Source organism: Frankia nepalensis (assembly GCF_016786325.1).
In the GTDB taxonomy this organism is placed as follows: domain Bacteria; phylum Actinomycetota; class Actinomycetes; order Frankiales; family Frankiaceae; genus Pseudofrankia; species Pseudofrankia nepalensis.
On sequence record NZ_JADWYU010000216.1, the window covers coordinates 14,712 to 30,408 of the forward strand.

The 15,697-nt window shown below is 74.3% G+C and carries 9 protein-coding genes; 6 read left to right on the forward strand and 3 right to left on the reverse strand.

Features of this window, described 5'->3' with window-relative positions; genetic code table 11:
- The first annotated feature begins 180 nt into the window (after positions 1–180).
- The 3 genes from I6A81_RS34155 (at position 181) to I6A81_RS34165 (ending at position 3,977) form a co-directional block, all read left to right on the forward strand.
- Entirely contained in the window at positions 181–1,113 is a 933-nt protein-coding gene (locus tag I6A81_RS34155; RefSeq protein ID WP_203005185.1) for a polysaccharide deacetylase family protein, read from the forward strand.
- 252 nt (positions 1,114–1,365) lie between these two features.
- Positions 1,366–2,769 (forward strand): hypothetical protein, encoded by a 1,404-nt coding sequence (locus tag I6A81_RS34160; RefSeq protein WP_203005184.1) that lies wholly within the window; start codon positions 1,366–1,368, stop codon positions 2,767–2,769.
- On the forward strand, positions 2,766–3,977 hold the full coding sequence (locus tag I6A81_RS34165) for a transporter substrate-binding domain-containing protein (RefSeq protein WP_203005183.1): 1,212 nt from the start codon (positions 2,766–2,768) through the stop codon (positions 3,975–3,977). Before I6A81_RS34160 ends, I6A81_RS34165 begins: the two co-directional genes overlap by 4 nt.
- 65 nt (positions 3,978–4,042) lie before the next feature.
- On the opposite strand, the gene I6A81_RS34170 is transcribed toward I6A81_RS34165, so the two are convergent.
- Positions 4,043–4,882 (reverse strand): helix-turn-helix transcriptional regulator, encoded by an 840-nt coding sequence (locus I6A81_RS34170; protein WP_203005182.1) that lies wholly within the window; start codon positions 4,880–4,882, stop codon positions 4,043–4,045.
- A 169-nt stretch (positions 4,883–5,051) separates the two neighbouring features.
- Between I6A81_RS34170 and I6A81_RS34175 the strand changes: the two genes are divergently transcribed.
- Together I6A81_RS34175 and I6A81_RS34180 are read left to right on the forward strand one after the other, a co-directional pair.
- A complete protein-coding gene (locus tag I6A81_RS34175; RefSeq protein ID WP_203005181.1) occupies positions 5,052–5,687 on the forward strand; it encodes an FMN-dependent NADH-azoreductase in 636 nt (211 codons plus the stop codon).
- A 229-nt stretch (positions 5,688–5,916) separates the two neighbouring features.
- Complete coding sequence (locus I6A81_RS34180; RefSeq protein ID WP_203005180.1) at positions 5,917–7,695, forward strand: N-acyl-D-amino-acid deacylase family protein; 1,779 nt, start codon at positions 5,917–5,919, stop codon at positions 7,693–7,695.
- A 71-nt stretch (positions 7,696–7,766) separates the two neighbouring features.
- Here the strand turns inward: I6A81_RS34180 and I6A81_RS34185 are convergent, their stop codons facing one another.
- Positions 7,767–10,865 carry an AfsR/SARP family transcriptional regulator gene (locus I6A81_RS34185; RefSeq protein WP_203005179.1) on the reverse strand — a complete coding sequence of 1,033 codons (3,099 nt, stop codon included), beginning with the start codon at positions 10,863–10,865 and terminating at the stop codon, positions 7,767–7,769.
- Between the two features lie 354 nt (positions 10,866–11,219).
- On the opposite strand from I6A81_RS34185, the gene argS reads away from it, so the two are divergent.
- Positions 11,220–13,007 (forward strand): arginine--tRNA ligase, encoded by a 1,788-nt coding sequence (gene argS, locus I6A81_RS34190; RefSeq protein WP_203005189.1) that lies wholly within the window; start codon positions 11,220–11,222, stop codon positions 13,005–13,007.
- A gap of 73 nt (positions 13,008–13,080) precedes the next feature.
- Here the strand turns inward: argS and I6A81_RS34195 are convergent, their stop codons facing one another.
- A complete protein-coding gene (locus I6A81_RS34195) occupies positions 13,081–15,456 on the reverse strand; it encodes a family 2 encapsulin nanocompartment cargo protein terpene cyclase (RefSeq protein ID WP_203005178.1) in 2,376 nt (791 codons plus the stop codon).
- Positions 15,457–15,697: the final 241 nt, after the last annotated feature.

The window sequence follows — 15,697 nt, forward strand, 5'->3', positions numbered from 1 at the left end:
GCGTGGCCAGGCCCGGCCGGGCCGGCGGGGGCGGGGGACGCCGTCGGCCCGGCTGGCGCGCCGTCCGGTTGGTGCCCTGTCCGGTTGGCGTGCTGTCCGAAGGGTTCGCTGTCCGAAGGGCGCGTTGTCAGGAACCCGTCACCGCGCAACCTGGGCGCGGCCGGCGACGTCCAAACGCCCATGACCCGTGTGCGTCGCGCCGCGTGGGGCGCGTTGGTGTGCCTGGTCGTCGCGCTCCCGGCCTGCGGCGGCGGAGGCGGCGGGCCGGAGCCCGCCGCCACGGCGAACGGCTCGGTCGGTGTCGGCACGGCGAGTCCTTCGGCGGGCGGGTCGGGAACGCCCGGTGCCACGGTGACGCCGGTCGAGCCGACGCCCAGCGGCTCCAGGGACCAGGGGCCGGGCGGCGGCACGCCGCCGCTCGGCACGCCGACGGCGACGCCGCGGCCGACCATGCCGCCGACGGCGGCCGGGCTGCCGGCGCGGCTGGTCGGGAAGGACGTCGAGCGTGTCCCCACCGACCGCAAGGTGGTCGCGCTGACCTTCGACGGCGGCGGCAACGCGGACGGCGCGGCCTCCGTCCTCGCGACGCTCGCGCGGGAGAACATCACCGCGACGTTCTTTCTCACCGGCGGGTTCGCGGACAAGTTCCCGTCGACGGCCGCCGACATCGCCGCGCGCGGCCACCGGCTGGGCAACCATTCCGTGACCCACCCGTACTTCACGAAACTCACCGCCGCGGACATCCGAAACGAGGTCCTCGGCGCGGCGCGCAGCATCCAGGCGGCGTCTGGCCGGGACCCGGCGCCGTTCTTCCGGTTCCCGTTCGGCGACCGCGATCAGCGCACGATCGAGGTGCTCAACGGGCTCGGCTACGTGCCGATCCGCTGGACGGTCGACACCGTCGGCTGGAAGGGCACGTCCGGCGGCGCGAGCGTCGAGTCCGTCACCACCCGCGTCCTGAACGCGCTCGGGCCGGGCGAGATCGTGCTCATGCACCTGGGCTCCCACCCGGAGGACCGCTCGACGCTCGACGCCGACGCGCTGCCGGGCCTCATCACGGCGCTGCGCGACCGCGGCTACGGCTTCGTCACCCTCGACGCGCTGCTCGAATAACCAAACCGGTCGCCGACGGCGAACGGCCGGCGGTGTTTCTCGCCGATTCCGCGCGCGGATGCCGAGGCGATCCCAGAAGTCGATCGACCCAATCAGGAGCTCTAACCGGTCTGGGCGCGGCGCAGCTGTCGGGTAACCGACGCCGGGGGCGTGGCAGGTGGGGGGCCGGCCCTAAAATCGCTCACCGTGGCCATTAGCGCGCCAAGCGTGGCTTCACCGCCAGGAACAGACAGGCCTTTGGCGCGCAACCGGTTGAGCACGCCGCGGCGGCTCATGCTCACGGCCGTCGGCGCGGCTTTCTGGCTCGCGCTGCTGGCGAGCCTGACCCTCGTCACGTCACTGGACCGCCGGGACGCGCTCCGGCACGCCCGGGACCGGTCGGGGCAGCTGGTCGTCGAGGCCCAGCTGGTCCGGGGTGAGCTGGCGAGCGCCGACACCGCGGCCGCGGCCTCGGTGTTCGCCTTCGTCGTCGCCAACGACAACGCCCTCGGCGATCCCGCCCAGCGGGCCGCCTACCAGCGGGCACGGGAACTGACGCGCTTCCGCGAGCGGATCGCGGCGGCGAACGCCGGGGTCGTGCGCATGCGCGGGCTCGGCGTCGACACCTGCCTGCGCCCGGAGCCCGGGCGACCGGCGGACCGGCCGCTGTGCGCCGAGAAGATCCTGACCGAGCTGGCGGCGCTGATCACGGACTACCACACCCAGGTGATCACGGCTCGGTCGACGAACCGGACGGGCAACGCGATCGGCGAGTCCTATCTGCGGGTGGCGTCCGACCTCGCGCGTGACGACATCATCCCGCGCCTCGACGACCTGGTGCAGCTCGGCGGGAACGAGGTCGACCGGGACTTCCGGGAGGCGACCGACGGCGACCGCGAGGCGCTCCTGCTCGCGCTGTTCGTCTGCGGCGGGCTCGGGCTGGTCGCGCTGCAGGTCTACTACGCCCGGCGCAGCCGGCGGGTCTTCGAGGTCCGGCTGCTCGCCGCGTCCGGCTGCCTCCTGCTCGCCGTCGCCCTGCTCGCCACGGCCACGGCCGAGCAGCAGGCCCGGGCGCAGGAGGCGCTGGACAAGGGCTACGCCCCCCTGGCCATGCTGTCCCAGGCGCGGGTCTTCGCGTTGCAGGCGCACGCGGACGAGAACCTCGACCTGACGTCACTGGGCGTCACGGCGGATCACCAGGCGGGGCTGGCCAGGTCCATCGAGGGCCTCGGGTACGACGCCGAGACGGGCGGGCGGCTGCCGCCCGGCACCCTTCCGGACCGGCGGGGCTCGTTGTCCCTGGCCCTCGACACGCTGCCGGCGGATGTGGTCGACCCGTCGCTGGAGCGGTCCTTGCGGGCCTGGCTGGCCGTCCGCGGCGAGGTCGTCTCCCTGCTGGGCGGCGCCGTCGGCACCGACGAGGAGCTCGGCGTGGCCAGCGGCGACTTCCGGAGGGCCACGCTGCTGACCGCCGGACGTGGGGCCGTCGCGTTCGACGAGCTCGACAGCGGGTTGGAGGGGGCCGTCGACCGCGGTGCGCGGCACTTCCGGGATCAGATGTCCGCCGCCACGGCGCCGCGTACCTTCCTCGGCCTACCGGCCGGGCTCGCGCTGTTCGCGGCCGCCGGACTGGTGTTGTGGGCGATGTCGGAACGGCGCCGGGAGTACCAGCCATGACGGGACCGACGCGCCGCCGCTGGCTTCTCGGCGCCGCCGCCGGGCTCACCGCGGTCGCCGTCGCGGCCTGCGGGACCACCAGCGCCGAGCTTCCTCCCGACGCCCGGCCGCTCCCCCCGGCCACCACGGGCCCGGCCGCTCCCACGTCCCGGCCTTCCGCGGCGCCCACGGCCCCTGGGACGCCGACGCCGGTCGTGCCCCCGTCCGGGGCGACCTGCGCGGACGGGCTGCCCGTGCGCTCGAGCCTGGCACCCCTGGGACCCAACCCGCCGCCCGGCGCTTTCCGCGCGGGCTCGACCATGAAGAGGATCGTCGACCGGGGCTACCTGAACGTCGCGATCGTGACCGACGCGCCGCCGGTCGGCTCGATGAACTGGCGGAAGCTGGAGCTCGAGGGCTTCGACGTCGACGTCGCCAAGACGATCGCCAAGGCGCTGTTCGGCTCGGCGGAGGCCGAGCGCATCCATTTCCAACCGGTGCAGACGAACCAGCGCAACGCGCTCATCATGGACGACGCGGATCCGGCGCACCCCGACGCGGACACCGCGACCGACTCGAGGTCCGGGATCGACATCGTCGTCGCGACCTACACGATCACCTGCCAGCGGAAGGAGAAGATCCTCTTCTCCGGCGCGTACTTCGAGTCCGGCTTCCAGCTGCTGGTCCCCAAGGACGCCGGCTTCGACTCGATCGACGACTTCGTCGGCTTCACGGTGTGCTCGACGGACGGCAGCACCTCGATCGAGAAGCTCCGGCAGGCGGCCGCGTGGGCGGGCCGGCGGACCGCGGCCGCGGCGCCGTCCGGCTCGCCCGCCCGGGGCCTCACGGTCATCGGCCGGCCGCGGGCCGCGGACTGCCTGGTCGCCGTGCAGCAGGGAGATGCCGACGCGGTCGCGACCGACAACGTCATCCTCGCCGGGATGGCCCGCCAGGACGAGTACCTCAGGGTGGAGTCGGAGGCCTTCAACGAGGTGTTCGGCACCGAGCTCGAGACCCTGGCCGAGCCCTACGGCGTCGCCCTGTGGCGCAGCGGCGACCAGGCCCAGGACGACGAGTTCGTCCGGTTCGTCAACGGCGCGCTGCGGGACTGGATGGCCGGCGGCGGCTGGGCCGACAGCTACGATCACTGGTTCCGCGACGCGCTCGGGCCGCGGAGCACCCCGCTGGCGGACGACCCCTCCTGGCCGCTGGACACGACTCCCCGCTGACTGGTCCGCCGCGCGCGGCGGGGTGACGTGGCGGGGTTGACTCGGCGGGTCGGTGGTTCAGTGGGTCAGCGCGGCGGCGCGGCGCGCATCCGGGTGGCGTGCAGGGAGCCGAGGACGGCCAGCGCGTCCGCGGTCGGGCCGCCGGGCTCGGCCTGGTACACGATCAGCTGCTGGCCGGGCGCGCCGCGCACGTCGAAGGCCAGCAGGTCCAGCGTCAGGTCACCCACCCGCGGATGCCGGAAGCGTTTGGCCGTGTGCGCCTTGCCCCGCACGTCGTGGGCCCGCCAGATTCGCGCGAACTCGGCGCTCCCGGCCAGCAGCCGGTCGACCATCGCGTCCACCCAGGCGTTCGGCGGCGAGGCGCTGATGTTGGCGCGCAGGTTCGCGACGGCGTTCTGGGCGGCACCAGGCCAGTCCGCGAAGAAGGCGCGCGCCGCCGGGTCAAGGAAGATCATGTTCAGCAGGTTGTCCATGGCCGCGAACGGCGAGAACAGCGCGACGGCGAGGTCGTTCGCCGCGAGGAAGTCGAAGGACAGGTCGAGGACGAAGGCCGGCTGCCCGTGGTGGCTGTCCAGCAGCCGGCGCAGCGCCGGCGAGACCTGCTCGCCGGGCGCGCAGGCGCCGAACGGCGCCGCGAGCCCCGCCAGGCGGAGTAGGTGGGCGCGGCCGTCCTCGTCCAGGCCGAGCGCCCGGCTGAGCGCGTCGACGACCTGCGCCGACGGCGCGCGCTCCCGACCCTGCTCCAGGCGCGTGTAGTAGTCGACGCTGACGCCCGCCAGGACCGCGACCTCCTCCCGCCGCAGGCCCGGTACCCGGCGGGAGCCGTGCCGCGGGATGCCGGCCTGCTCCGGCGAGAGGCGCGCCCGGCGCGCGCGCAGGAAGTCGCCAAGGTCGCCCGTGCCCATGAACCCACGGTAGAAGCGGCGGAGCCAGTCTGCCTGGGTGTGGCGCACCCAGGCACGGCTCGTCCTGGTTGGCCGGACCGGCGCGATCTTACGGTCGCCCCGAGGCGCCGGGCCGGGTGACGGACCCGCCGGGCGCCACCCGACTCCACCGACCGTCGAGGAGGGCCCCGTGGCCAACCTGCTGCACGTCGACACCAGCATCACCGGTGACGACTCCGTCTCCCGTGCCGTGGCGCGGGAGTACGTCGCCGCCTGGCGGGAGCGTGACCCGGCGGGCACCGTGACCTACCGCGATCTCGCGGCGGCGCCGCCGCCGCACCTGGACTGGGTCGCCTTCTCGGCGCCGACGACCACGCGGGAGCGGCGCACCCCCGAGCAGACCGAAGCAGTCAAGATCCGCGAGCTGTATATCCATGAGTTGGCGACAGCCGGAGAACTCCTGCTGACGGTGCCGATGCACAACTGGTCGGTGCCGTCGACCCTCAAGGCATGGTTCGACCAGGTCATGGTGGTGGGGCAGACAATCATGACCGAGGACGGCATCGGCCCGCTCACCGGTACGAAGGTCACGGTAGTGACCACCCAGGGCGGCTCCTACGGTCCGGGCACGCCGAAGGAAGGCTGGGACCACGTCTCGCCGTATGTCTCCCATGTGCTCGCCGCGCTCGGCGCCGCCGACGTCGTGCTCATCAACGTCGAGATGACCTCGTCGACCATCAACCCGGCGTTGGCCCAGTTCACCGAGCTCTTCCGGTCCTCCCGCGCGTCCGCTGAACAGGCGCTCCGGGCCCGCGCCGCGGCCTGACCATCGCGGCCGCCGAACCCCAGCAGATCGCGCCGCCGGGCACGGCACGGGCACGGCGCGGGCGCGGCACGGGACCGTGCCCGGCGGCGCGGGCTCAGCCCAAGCCTTCGCTCCGCTTCCGTCAACGTGTGATGCGGGTCATAATGCATATTGTATATGCCCGTTCGGTGATGGTTTGGCGACGCGTCGGCGTCGGTCCAGGTCGACCGGATCGAAGGGAGACTGCGGGATGTTGGATTCCAAGATCGTCGGCGGCCTGGTGGTGGACGGAACGGGGGCCAAGCCGTTCCGGGCCGACATAGGTGTCAAGGACGGCCGGATCGTCGACGTCCGCGAGACCGACGGCTTACCCGGCGGCGGCATCGAGACCGACGCCGCCGAGACGATCGACGCCGCCGGCAGGCATGTCCTCCCGGGTTTCGTCGACGTCCACACGCACTACGACGGGCAGGTCACCTGGGACGCGCTGCTCGAGCCGTCCAGCTCACACGGGGTGACGACGGTGGTGTCCGGCAACTGCGGGGTCGGGTTCGCGCCGGTGACCCCCGGTCGAGAGCAGTGGCTCATCGAGCTGATGGAGGGCGTCGAGGACATCCCGGGCACGGCGCTGACCGAGGGGATCGCCTGGGGCTGGGAGTCCTTCCCCGGCTACCTCGACCGGCTCGCCGAACGTGAGCTCGCCGTCGACTTCGGCGTCCAGGTCGCCCACGGGCCGCTGCGCGCCTACGTGATGGGCGACCGCGGCGCCCGCAACGAACCCGCCACCCCCGACGACATCGCGGCCATGGCCGAGCTGGTGCGGGACGCTGTCGAGGCGGGGGCGCTCGGCTTCTCCACGTCGCGCACGATCGCGCACCGCGCGATCGGCGGTGAGCCCGTTCCCGGCACCTTCGCCGCCGAGGACGAGCTCTTCGGGCTTGGCCGGGCGATGGCGCGCGGTGGACGGTCCGTCTTCGAGCTTGCGCCGACGGGGGCCGCCGGTGAGGACATCGTCGCCCCGGCCCGGGAGCTCGACTGGATGCGCCGGCTCGCCAAGGAGATCGACCGCCCGGTCTCGTACGCGCTGCTCCAGGTCGACGCCGCGCCCACCCTGTGGCGGGAACTGCTGGAGACGTCGGCCGCCGCCTTCGAGGCCGGATCGCCGCTCTACCCCCAGGTCGCGGCCCGACCGTTCGGGATGCTCATCGGCTTCGCCGGCCACCACGCCTTCACCCACCGGCCGACGTTCCGGGCGCTGGCGCACCTGTCCCCGGCGGAACGCGGCTTCGAGCTGGCCAGACCCGAGATCAGGAAGGCGATCCTCGGCGAGGACGACCTGCCCGTCAACCCGACGAAGCAGTTCGACGGCATGAAGGACCTGGTCGCGCTGTCCCTGGACCGCCTCTACGCGCTCGGCGACCCGCCCGACTACGAGCCGACGCGTGAGCGGACGGTCGCCGCCATCGCCGAGCAGCGCGGCGTCAGCGGCCTGGAGGCGCTCTACGACCTGATGCTCGAGCAGGCCGCCGGTACCGATCACCCGGCCACCTCGATGCTGATGATCCCGTTCTTCAACTACACCGACGCCAACCACGACGCCATCCGCGAGATGCTCGCTCATCCGGCCTGCGTCTCCGGCCTGTCCGACGGCGGCGCCCACTGCGGGATGATCTGCGACGCCTCCTACCCCACGTTCCTGCTCACCCACTGGGCCCGCGACCGGCACCGCGGCGAGCGGCTGGCGCTGGAGTACGTCGTCAAGAAGCAGACCGCCGACACCGCCGCGCTGTTCGGCCTCGGCGACCGCGGCGTGCTCGCCCCCGGCAAGCGGGCCGATCTCAACGTCGTCGACCTCGACCGGCTCACCCTGCACACCCCGCGGATGGCCTACGACCTGCCCGCCGGCGGCCGCCGCCTCGTCCAGGACGCGTCCGGCTACGACGTCACCATGGTCGCGGGCCTGGTGACCCGCCGGCACGGCGTCGACACCGGCGCCCGCCCCGGCCGCCTGATCCGCGGCGCCCGCTGACCCACCGCGTCCGCTGTCCCGCCGCGTCCGCTGTCCCGCCGCGTCCGCTGTCCCGCCGCGTCCCGCCCGGGTCAGCGGGCGGGGCGGCCGAGGTTGCGGGCGATGGCCTGGCGGGCCACGTCGAGCACCTCGGCCCTGGCGAGGGGCGCCACCGCGTCGCCGCCCTCGTTGGTGCCGCTGGTGCCGGCGGCGAGGTCGTCCCGGTCGCGCCGCTCGCCGGCGGCGGGGGCGTCCGGCGCGCGGTCGGCGGCGGCGCTGAGCAGCGCGGCGGGTGGGAGGTCGCCGAGCTGGCGTAGCAGATCGGCGAGATTGCGCAGGGTGACCCACAGGTGGGTCCAGTTGCCCGTCCGGGCGAAGTAGTCGATCACCTCGCGGTAGCCGGCCAGCGCCTCGTCCACCCGGCCGGCGCCCGCGCGCACGGTGAGCAGCCCGACGGTGGCGACGCCGACCAGGAAGGTGGCGCCCGAGCGGCGGGCGAGGTCGATCGCGCGGGAGTAGTGCTCCTCGGCGACCTCGTCGCGCCCGGCGTGGTTCTCGATCTCGCCGGCGACGTAGGCGTCCCAGGAACGCGCCGACGGCGACACCGCGACGGCCGAGCCCCGCTCGTTCAGCCGCCGCGCCTGGCCGAGGTCGCCGGCGTAGGTGGCGGCGAGCGCGGCGACGCCCAGGCTCTCGCGCGGCCGGCCTCCGAGCGCGGCGGCGCTCAGGCAGTGCTCGATCGTCTCGGCGAACGCCCCGCGGGCCAGCGTGGCGACCGACAGCGGCAGCAGGCAGTGCCACCGTCCGGTCTCGTCCGCGGCCAGCGCGAGGCCGGCCCGCGCGAGCCGCTCGGTCTCGGCGTAGCGGCCGCGGTGGTAGAGGGCCTCCGCGGCCGTGCCGAACGCCTCGGCGGCCCGCGGGTGGGCCGCCATCACCGGGTCGGCGGCTAGTTCCTCCGCCCAGCCGCGGATCTCCAGGAGGTCGCGGTAGGCGATCGCGTCGTACAGCGCGGTGACCATGGCGAGCGCGTCGTCGACGGCGCCGCGGTCGCGGGCCAGCCGCCACGCGACCCGCAGGTTCGCCAGCTCACGGCGCAGGGTGGCATCAGCCTCGGGCTCACGTTCCGTGGCCCACGTGGCCCTGAGCCATCCGGTGAGATCCCGGGCCCAGCTCAGCAGGCGGCCGGCGGCCGCCTCGTCCTCCCCCTCGGCGACCAGCCGGTCGAGGCCGAAGGCGCGCATCGTCTCGAGCATCCGGTAACGGGGCCGCCCGGCGGCGAAATCGGCGTTGACCATGGACGCGTCGACGAGGCGGGCCAGGATGCCGCCCGGGTCGCCGGCCAGGCCCAGGCCGGCGGCGAGCCGCTCCGCGGTGTCGAGGTCGACGCCGTCGGCGAAGACCGACAGCTGGCGGAACAGGTGCCGCTCGTCGTCGGTGAGCAGCTGGTAGGACCACTCGAGGGTCGCCCGCAGCGTCCGGTGGCGCGGGTCGCCGCTGGTCCGGGTGCCGCCGAGCAGGTCGAGCGAGCGGTCGAGCCGGTCGCGCAGGTCGGCCACGGAGAAGGCGGACAACCGGCCGGCGGCGAGCTCGATGGCCAGCGGCATCCCGTCGAGCCGGCGCACGATGTCCGCGATCATCCACAGCTCGTCCGGCGCGGGCGGCGCGCCGGGCCGCACCCGCCCGGCCCGGTCGAGGAACAGCGCCACGGACGGCACCCGCGCGAGCTCCGCCGAGGCGTCCGGATCCGCCGCGTCCTGACCGGGCGGGCCGGGCAGCGGCAGCGGCAGCGGCGCCAGCCGCCAGACATGCTCGGCGGCGAGGCCGAGCGGCTCACGGCTGGTGGCGAGGACGGCCAGCCGGGGGCACGCGGCCAGCAGCTCGTCGACCGCGTCGCGGGCGGCGTCGAGCAGATGCTCGCAGTTGTCGATCACCAGCAGCGCGGGGCGCTCGCCGAGGAGCGCGACGCAGGCCGCGAGGACGTCTCCCTGGACGACGGTCAGGTTCAACGCGGCCGCCAGCGCGTGCGGGAGCGCGGCGGGGTCGGTGACCGGCGCGAGCGGCAGCACCGTCGCCGTCTCGCTCGGCCGGGCCACCTCCAGGGCCACCCTGGTCTTGCCGACGCCGCCGGGGCCGACGAGCGTGACGAGCCGTTCGGCGGCGAGCAGCCGGTGCAGCGCCGCGACCTGCGCCTCGCGGCCGACGAGCCGCGTCGCGGGCCGAAGCACCGGCCGGCCCGCGACGCGCGGACCGGCGGCCGGTGAGCCCGCCGCCGGGATGTCCGTCGCCGCGGCGCGCGGGGCCGGTGGGCCCACCGGCGGCGGGGACACGGCTGGCGGGGACACGGCTGACAGGGACACCGCTGGCGGGGACACGGATGACAGGGACACCGCTGGCGGGGACACGGATGGCGAGGCCGGCCGCGAGTCCACGGTTCCGGCGGCGACCGCGCCCACCAACTCGGCCAGCGCCGGCGTTGGGTCCAGCCCGGTCTCCTCGGCGAGCCGGTGCCGGAAGTCGGCCGCGACCCGCAGCGCCCGCGGCGCCTGCCCGGTCGCCGCGAGCGCGCGCACCAGCAGCAGCGTGGCGGGCTCGCGCAACGGCTCGGCCTCGGCCGAGGCCGCGGCCAGGCCGAGGACCGTGTCCGCCTCGCCGGCGGCGATCCCAGCCGCGACGAGCGCGTCGGTGACCTCGCCGCGCAGCCGCGCGCAGGCCTGGGCGGCGACGGCGATCGGCTCCACGTCCTCGAGGTCCACCAGGACCGGTCCGCGCCACAGCGCGTATGCCCGGCGCAGCAGCGTGAGCGCCCCCGCGGGGTCGCTGCGCGCCTGGCCACGGGCCGCCGCGAGCAGGGCGCGCGCCCGCGCCACGTCCAGGCCGTCGTCGCCGAGCTCCAGCAGGTACCCGTCGGGCAGCGTGCGCAGCCGGCTCGCGGCACCCGCGAGGTGGCCGCGCAGCCGGTGGACGTGGCTGTGCAGCGCGGCCCGGCCCGCCTGGGGAACCTCCGCCGGCCACAGCGCGTCCACCAGCCGGTCGACCGGGACGATCCGGCCCTCGGCGAGCGCGAGCAGCGCGAGCACCGCGCGCCGTTTCGGGCCGCGCACGTCGACCGGCGCGTCGTCCACGACCAGCCGCAGCGGCCCGAGCAGCTCCACCCGCGCCCGCCCGTCCGCCGGCCCGTGCCCCTCCGCCATCACCCACCCCCAGGGCCCCGTGCCCGAACGCCAGCATGCCGTGCCTCGCGCGCCCCGGAGTGGACTTGACAGGAACTCGTCAGCTGGCGGGCGGGTGGGCTGGCTGGCTGATCGGCGTGGGGCCGGCGTTCGGCGGCCGCGCCTTCGCGGCGCGTCCGCGAGTCCCGCGCGCGCCAGACCCGTCGAGCGCCTCCGTCGGCGCCCCTTCGGTGCTCGTTCTCGTCGTTCGGCTTCGTTCCGGTGTTCGGCTTTGTCGTCAGTCGTCGGTCTTTGTCGCCGGTGTTCGTCTTCGGTGTTCGGCTTCGTCACCCACGGTTCGTGACCATCCATAACCCGGTGGACGTGCCCGGGACAATGGGCGACGACGAAGGAAGGACGGTCTCCGTGAGCAACCACGAGGTACTGCCGCTGCTTGGCCAGGTCGCCGAGGCCGTGTCCGGGGCGATCGGCTGGGCGCGCCCCGCGCTCGTGGGAGCGGACCCCGTGGTGCGGCGGTCGGAGCACGCCGATTTCCAGGCGAACGCGGCGCTGGCGCTCGCCAGGCGGGCGCGGGCCAGGCCCGCCGACCTCGCCGCCGACCTCGCCGCCGCCCTGGACGGCGGGCCGATCGAGGCGGTCGAGGTCTCCGGGCCCGGCTTCCTGAACATCAGGGTTCCTGACGCCTCGATCTGGGGCCAGGTGGCCGCGAGGCTCCGGAGTACTCGCCTGGGGGTCGGCTCGCCGGACGACGGGCGGCGGACCGTGGTCGACTACTCCGCGCCGAACATCGCCAAGGAGATGCACGTCGGGCACCTGCGGACGACGATCATCGGTGACAGCCTCGCGCGGGTGCTGGGCTTCCTGGGCGCGGACGTCATCCGGCAGAACCATCTTGGCGACTGGGGCACCCAGTTCGGGATGCTGATCCAGTACCTCGACGAGCATCCCGCGGCCGCCTGGCACTCCGACGAGCTTTCGGCCGGCATCTCGGCCGTGTCGGCCCTGGACGAGCTGTACAAGACCGCGCGCGCCGAGTTCGACGCCGATCCCGCCTTCGCGGACCGGTCCCGGCGGCGGGTGGTCGACCTGCAGTCCGGCGACCCCGCGACCCTGGCCATGTGGAAGGAGATCGTCGCCGAGTCCGAGAAGGCGTTCCGGGTCATCTACGACCGCCTCGGCGTGCTGCTGCGCCCCGAGGACTCCGTCGGCGAGTCGTTCTACAACCCCCTGCTCGCCGACACGGTCGACGAGCTGGTCAGGGCCGGGCTGGCCGCCGGGAGCGAGGGCGCCCTGGTGATCTTCTCGGAGGAGGTCGCCGGCCCCGACGGCAAGCCGGTGCCCCTCATGGTCCGCAAGCGTGACGGTGGCTACGGCTACGACACCACGGACCTGGCGACGATCCGCTACCGCGTTCACGACCTCAAGGCGGCCCGCCTGCTGTACGTCACCGACTCCCGGCAGGCGCTGCACTTCAGGATGGTGTTCGCGGCCGCCCGCCGGATGGGCTGGCTGACGGATGGTCTCGAGGCCGAGCATGTTCCCTTTGGCACGGTGCTCGGCAAGGACGGCCGCCCGTTCAGGACCAGGGCGGGCGGCACCGTCCGGCTGATGGACCTCCTGGACGAGGCGGTCGCCCGTGCCAGGGCGGTGGTCGCGGAGAAGAACCCGGAGTTGCCGGCCGCTGATCTCGACCAGATCGCCGAACTGGCCGGCATCGGGGCGGTCAAGTACGCGGACCTGGCCACCTCACGGCTCAAGGACTACGTCTTCGACCCCGACCGCATGGTCTCGTTGAACGGCAACACCGGCGTCTACCTGCAGTACGCGCACGCCCGGATCCGGTCGATCCTGCGGAAGGCGGGCGACCCCGAGGCCGCCGTCGACCCCGGCGTGGCCCCCGAGCCGGCGGAACGCGCCCTCGCCCTGGAACTCGACGGCTACGGCGCCACGCTGGCCGAGGTCGGCGCCACCCTCGAGCCGCACCGCCTGTGCGGGTACCTCTACGAGCTCGCGCGGGATTTCACCGCCTTCTACGAGTCCTGCCGCGTCCTCGACGCCGCCGAGCCCGTCCGCGGCAACCGCCTCGCCCTCTGCCAGCTGACCGCCCGCACCCTCGGCCACGGCCTGTCCCTCCTCGGCATCACCGCTCCCGAGCGGATGTGACGTCGCGCCGGGCCGCGCCGACGGACCCGGACCGGACGCCGGGCCCGCCGCGCGCCCGGGGCGGCACTCGCGGTCACCCGCCGCGGGCGAGCCGGCTGACGGTCGCGAGCCGGGCGGCGGAGGTGCCCAGCCCGGTCGCGGAGCCGAACGGCGGGACGCCCGCCGCCGGGTGCTGGCGCAACTCGGCCTCGTCGTAGCGGCGGGTGCGCCGATGCCAGCGCAGGATGCCTGCGAGCCAGTTCTTCAGGTCGTCGACGTAGGTCAGCAGCGCGCCCCGGGCTTCGTCGGCGAGGTCGTAGGCGTCGAACAGGGCGGGCAGCTCACGCTCGACGATGTGCTCGAACTGGCGCATCCGGGCGGTCATGAGGTCGTTGACGACCCGGACGGCGCGCTCACGCGGGCAGTTCAGGAAGTTCTCCACCACCAGGACGCCGTTGGTGAGCTCTCCCTCGAACTGGATCTCCTTCTGGTAGGAGAAGATGTCGTTGAGCAGGCCGGCGTAGTCCATCGCCGAGTTCTCCAGCGCGCGGATCGGCCGCGTCCCGTAGACCTCGGCCGGGATGCCGTGCTCGCCGCTCGGCCGGGCCAGGGTCATCGTCAGCTCCGAACCGAAGGTCAAGCGCCGCATCTCCAGGTAGTCGATCGGGTCGGGAATCCGGTTCGCCGCATGGTTGCCCAGCTCCCACAGCCAGCTGTCGAGCATCACGCTGACCGCCGAGCGGAAGGCCTTCCTGCCGGCGAGGCCGAGCCGCGGCGCGGTCCGCGCCCACAGGTCGGCGAGCGCCCGCTCCAGCGGGATGCCCGGCACCGGCATCGCCTCGGCCACCCGCTCCTCGTCGAACTCCACCGGCAGGAACTGCCGCAGCCGCTCGTTGCAGGCCCGGGCGCCGGCGAGGTCGCGGGCGCGGCCGAAGACCACCGGGTAGTAGTCGTCGGCGTAGGTTCCCCAGGTCAGCCACTGCGCCGACCGGTCCAGCTCGTCCCGGGTGGCATCCGGGTCGAGGCCGGCGGAGCAGAGCGGGAAGTCGTAGGCGGCGAGCTTGTGCTCGTCCCAGATCCCGGGCACCGGGTCCAGCAGGCCCATCGCCCGGGCCCATCGCGCGGTCTGTCGGCGGGTGCCCGTCAGGTGCGGGTTGTCGCGCACCGGGAACGGCATGTACGGCTCCGGATCCCGCGGCGGCCGGACGACCTGGAAGGGGACGTGGCTGAACGCGCGTAGCCGCCGCGGCGCGGTGACCACGATCGACTCGACGGCGCGGGCGGCGGACGTGCCGAGCCCGGCCGGGCCGGCCAGCAGAGCGGCGGCGCCGGCGGAGCGTGGGCTCGCGGCGGCCGTCGCGTCCCCCACGGGGACGGGCGGCGCGGCGGTCGAGCCTCCCGCCGGGAGGAGACCGGCCGAGGCCGGGCCGTCGTTCATGTAACGGCTGGAGCGCAGATGCCACTCATGGCCACCCGACTGCCAGTCCTGCAGGCCCTTGACGTACGCGAGCACCGCGAGGCGGGCCAGCGGGTCGATCCCGTGCTCGTCGAGCAGCGGTGGGACCTCGGTGAGGGCGGTGTGCTCGAACTGGTGCAGCCGGGAGGTGAGCAGGTCGTTCACCAGGTCGGCGGCGGTCTGGGTGGCGCAGTCGAGGAACCGTTCGACCACCAGCACGCCGTTGCTCAGCTCGCCCTCGGCCTCGACCTCGCGCTGGTAGGAGAACAGGTCGTTGCGCAGGTGGATCGCGTCGGCGAAGGTGTCGCGCAGCACCCGCATCGGGCGGCGGGCGGCGATCGCGGCCGGCACCTCGGCGTCGGCGGCGTGCTCGACGAGATTCGCCGACCAGGGCGCGCCTCCGACCTTTCGCCGCATCTCGACGTACTCGACCGGGTTCGACACCCGGTTCTCGTTGATGTTGGCGAGTTCCCACAGCGACTCGTCCAGCAGGTTGCGGGTGCTGGCCACGAACCGCCGCCGCCAGTCGGCGGACCGGTCCGGAACGGTCCGCGCCCACAGGTCGGCGAGGCCGCGCTCGACCGCGTTCACCGGGGCCGCGCCGGCGGCTTCCAGGCCGGCGGTGTCCGTGCCGGCGGTTTCCGGGCCGGCCCCGGCATCGTCGAGAGGCATGAAGGCGCGAAGCCGGTCGAGGTACTCGCGGGCGCCGGCCATGTCACCGGTGCGCTTGAACAGCTCCAGGAAATGGTCGTCGAAGTAGAACACCCAGACGTACCAGTCGGTGATCAGATCGAGCCGGTCGGCGGAGGCGTCCGGATGGGTGTACGCGCACAGGAGGGCGTAGTCGTGCGCGTCGAAGTCGCGCTCGCTCCAGACCGTCACGCCGGCGTCCGGGGCGTCGATCATGCCCATCTCGGCGGCCCAGGCCCGGCTGTGCGCCCGGGCCGATTCCAGATGCGGGCTGAGCCGCGCCGGATAGGGCACGTAGAAGCGCGGCAACACGAAAGGCTGCATGATCCGGTCCGTCTTCCTCTCGGCTGGGTTGGGGACTCGGCTGGGTCGGAGACGTCGAGAAACGCCGCGGCGCCCGTCGCGCGGATGGCCGCGCCGGATGGCCCCGGTCGCCGCGGTGGCCCCGGTCGCGGCGGTGGTCCCGGTCGCGGCGGTGGCTCCGGGCGTGGCGGTGGCTCCGGGCGTGGTGGCGCCGGTGCCGACGAGGCCCAGGCGGCGGGCGCGGCGGCGGCGAAGCCCGTCC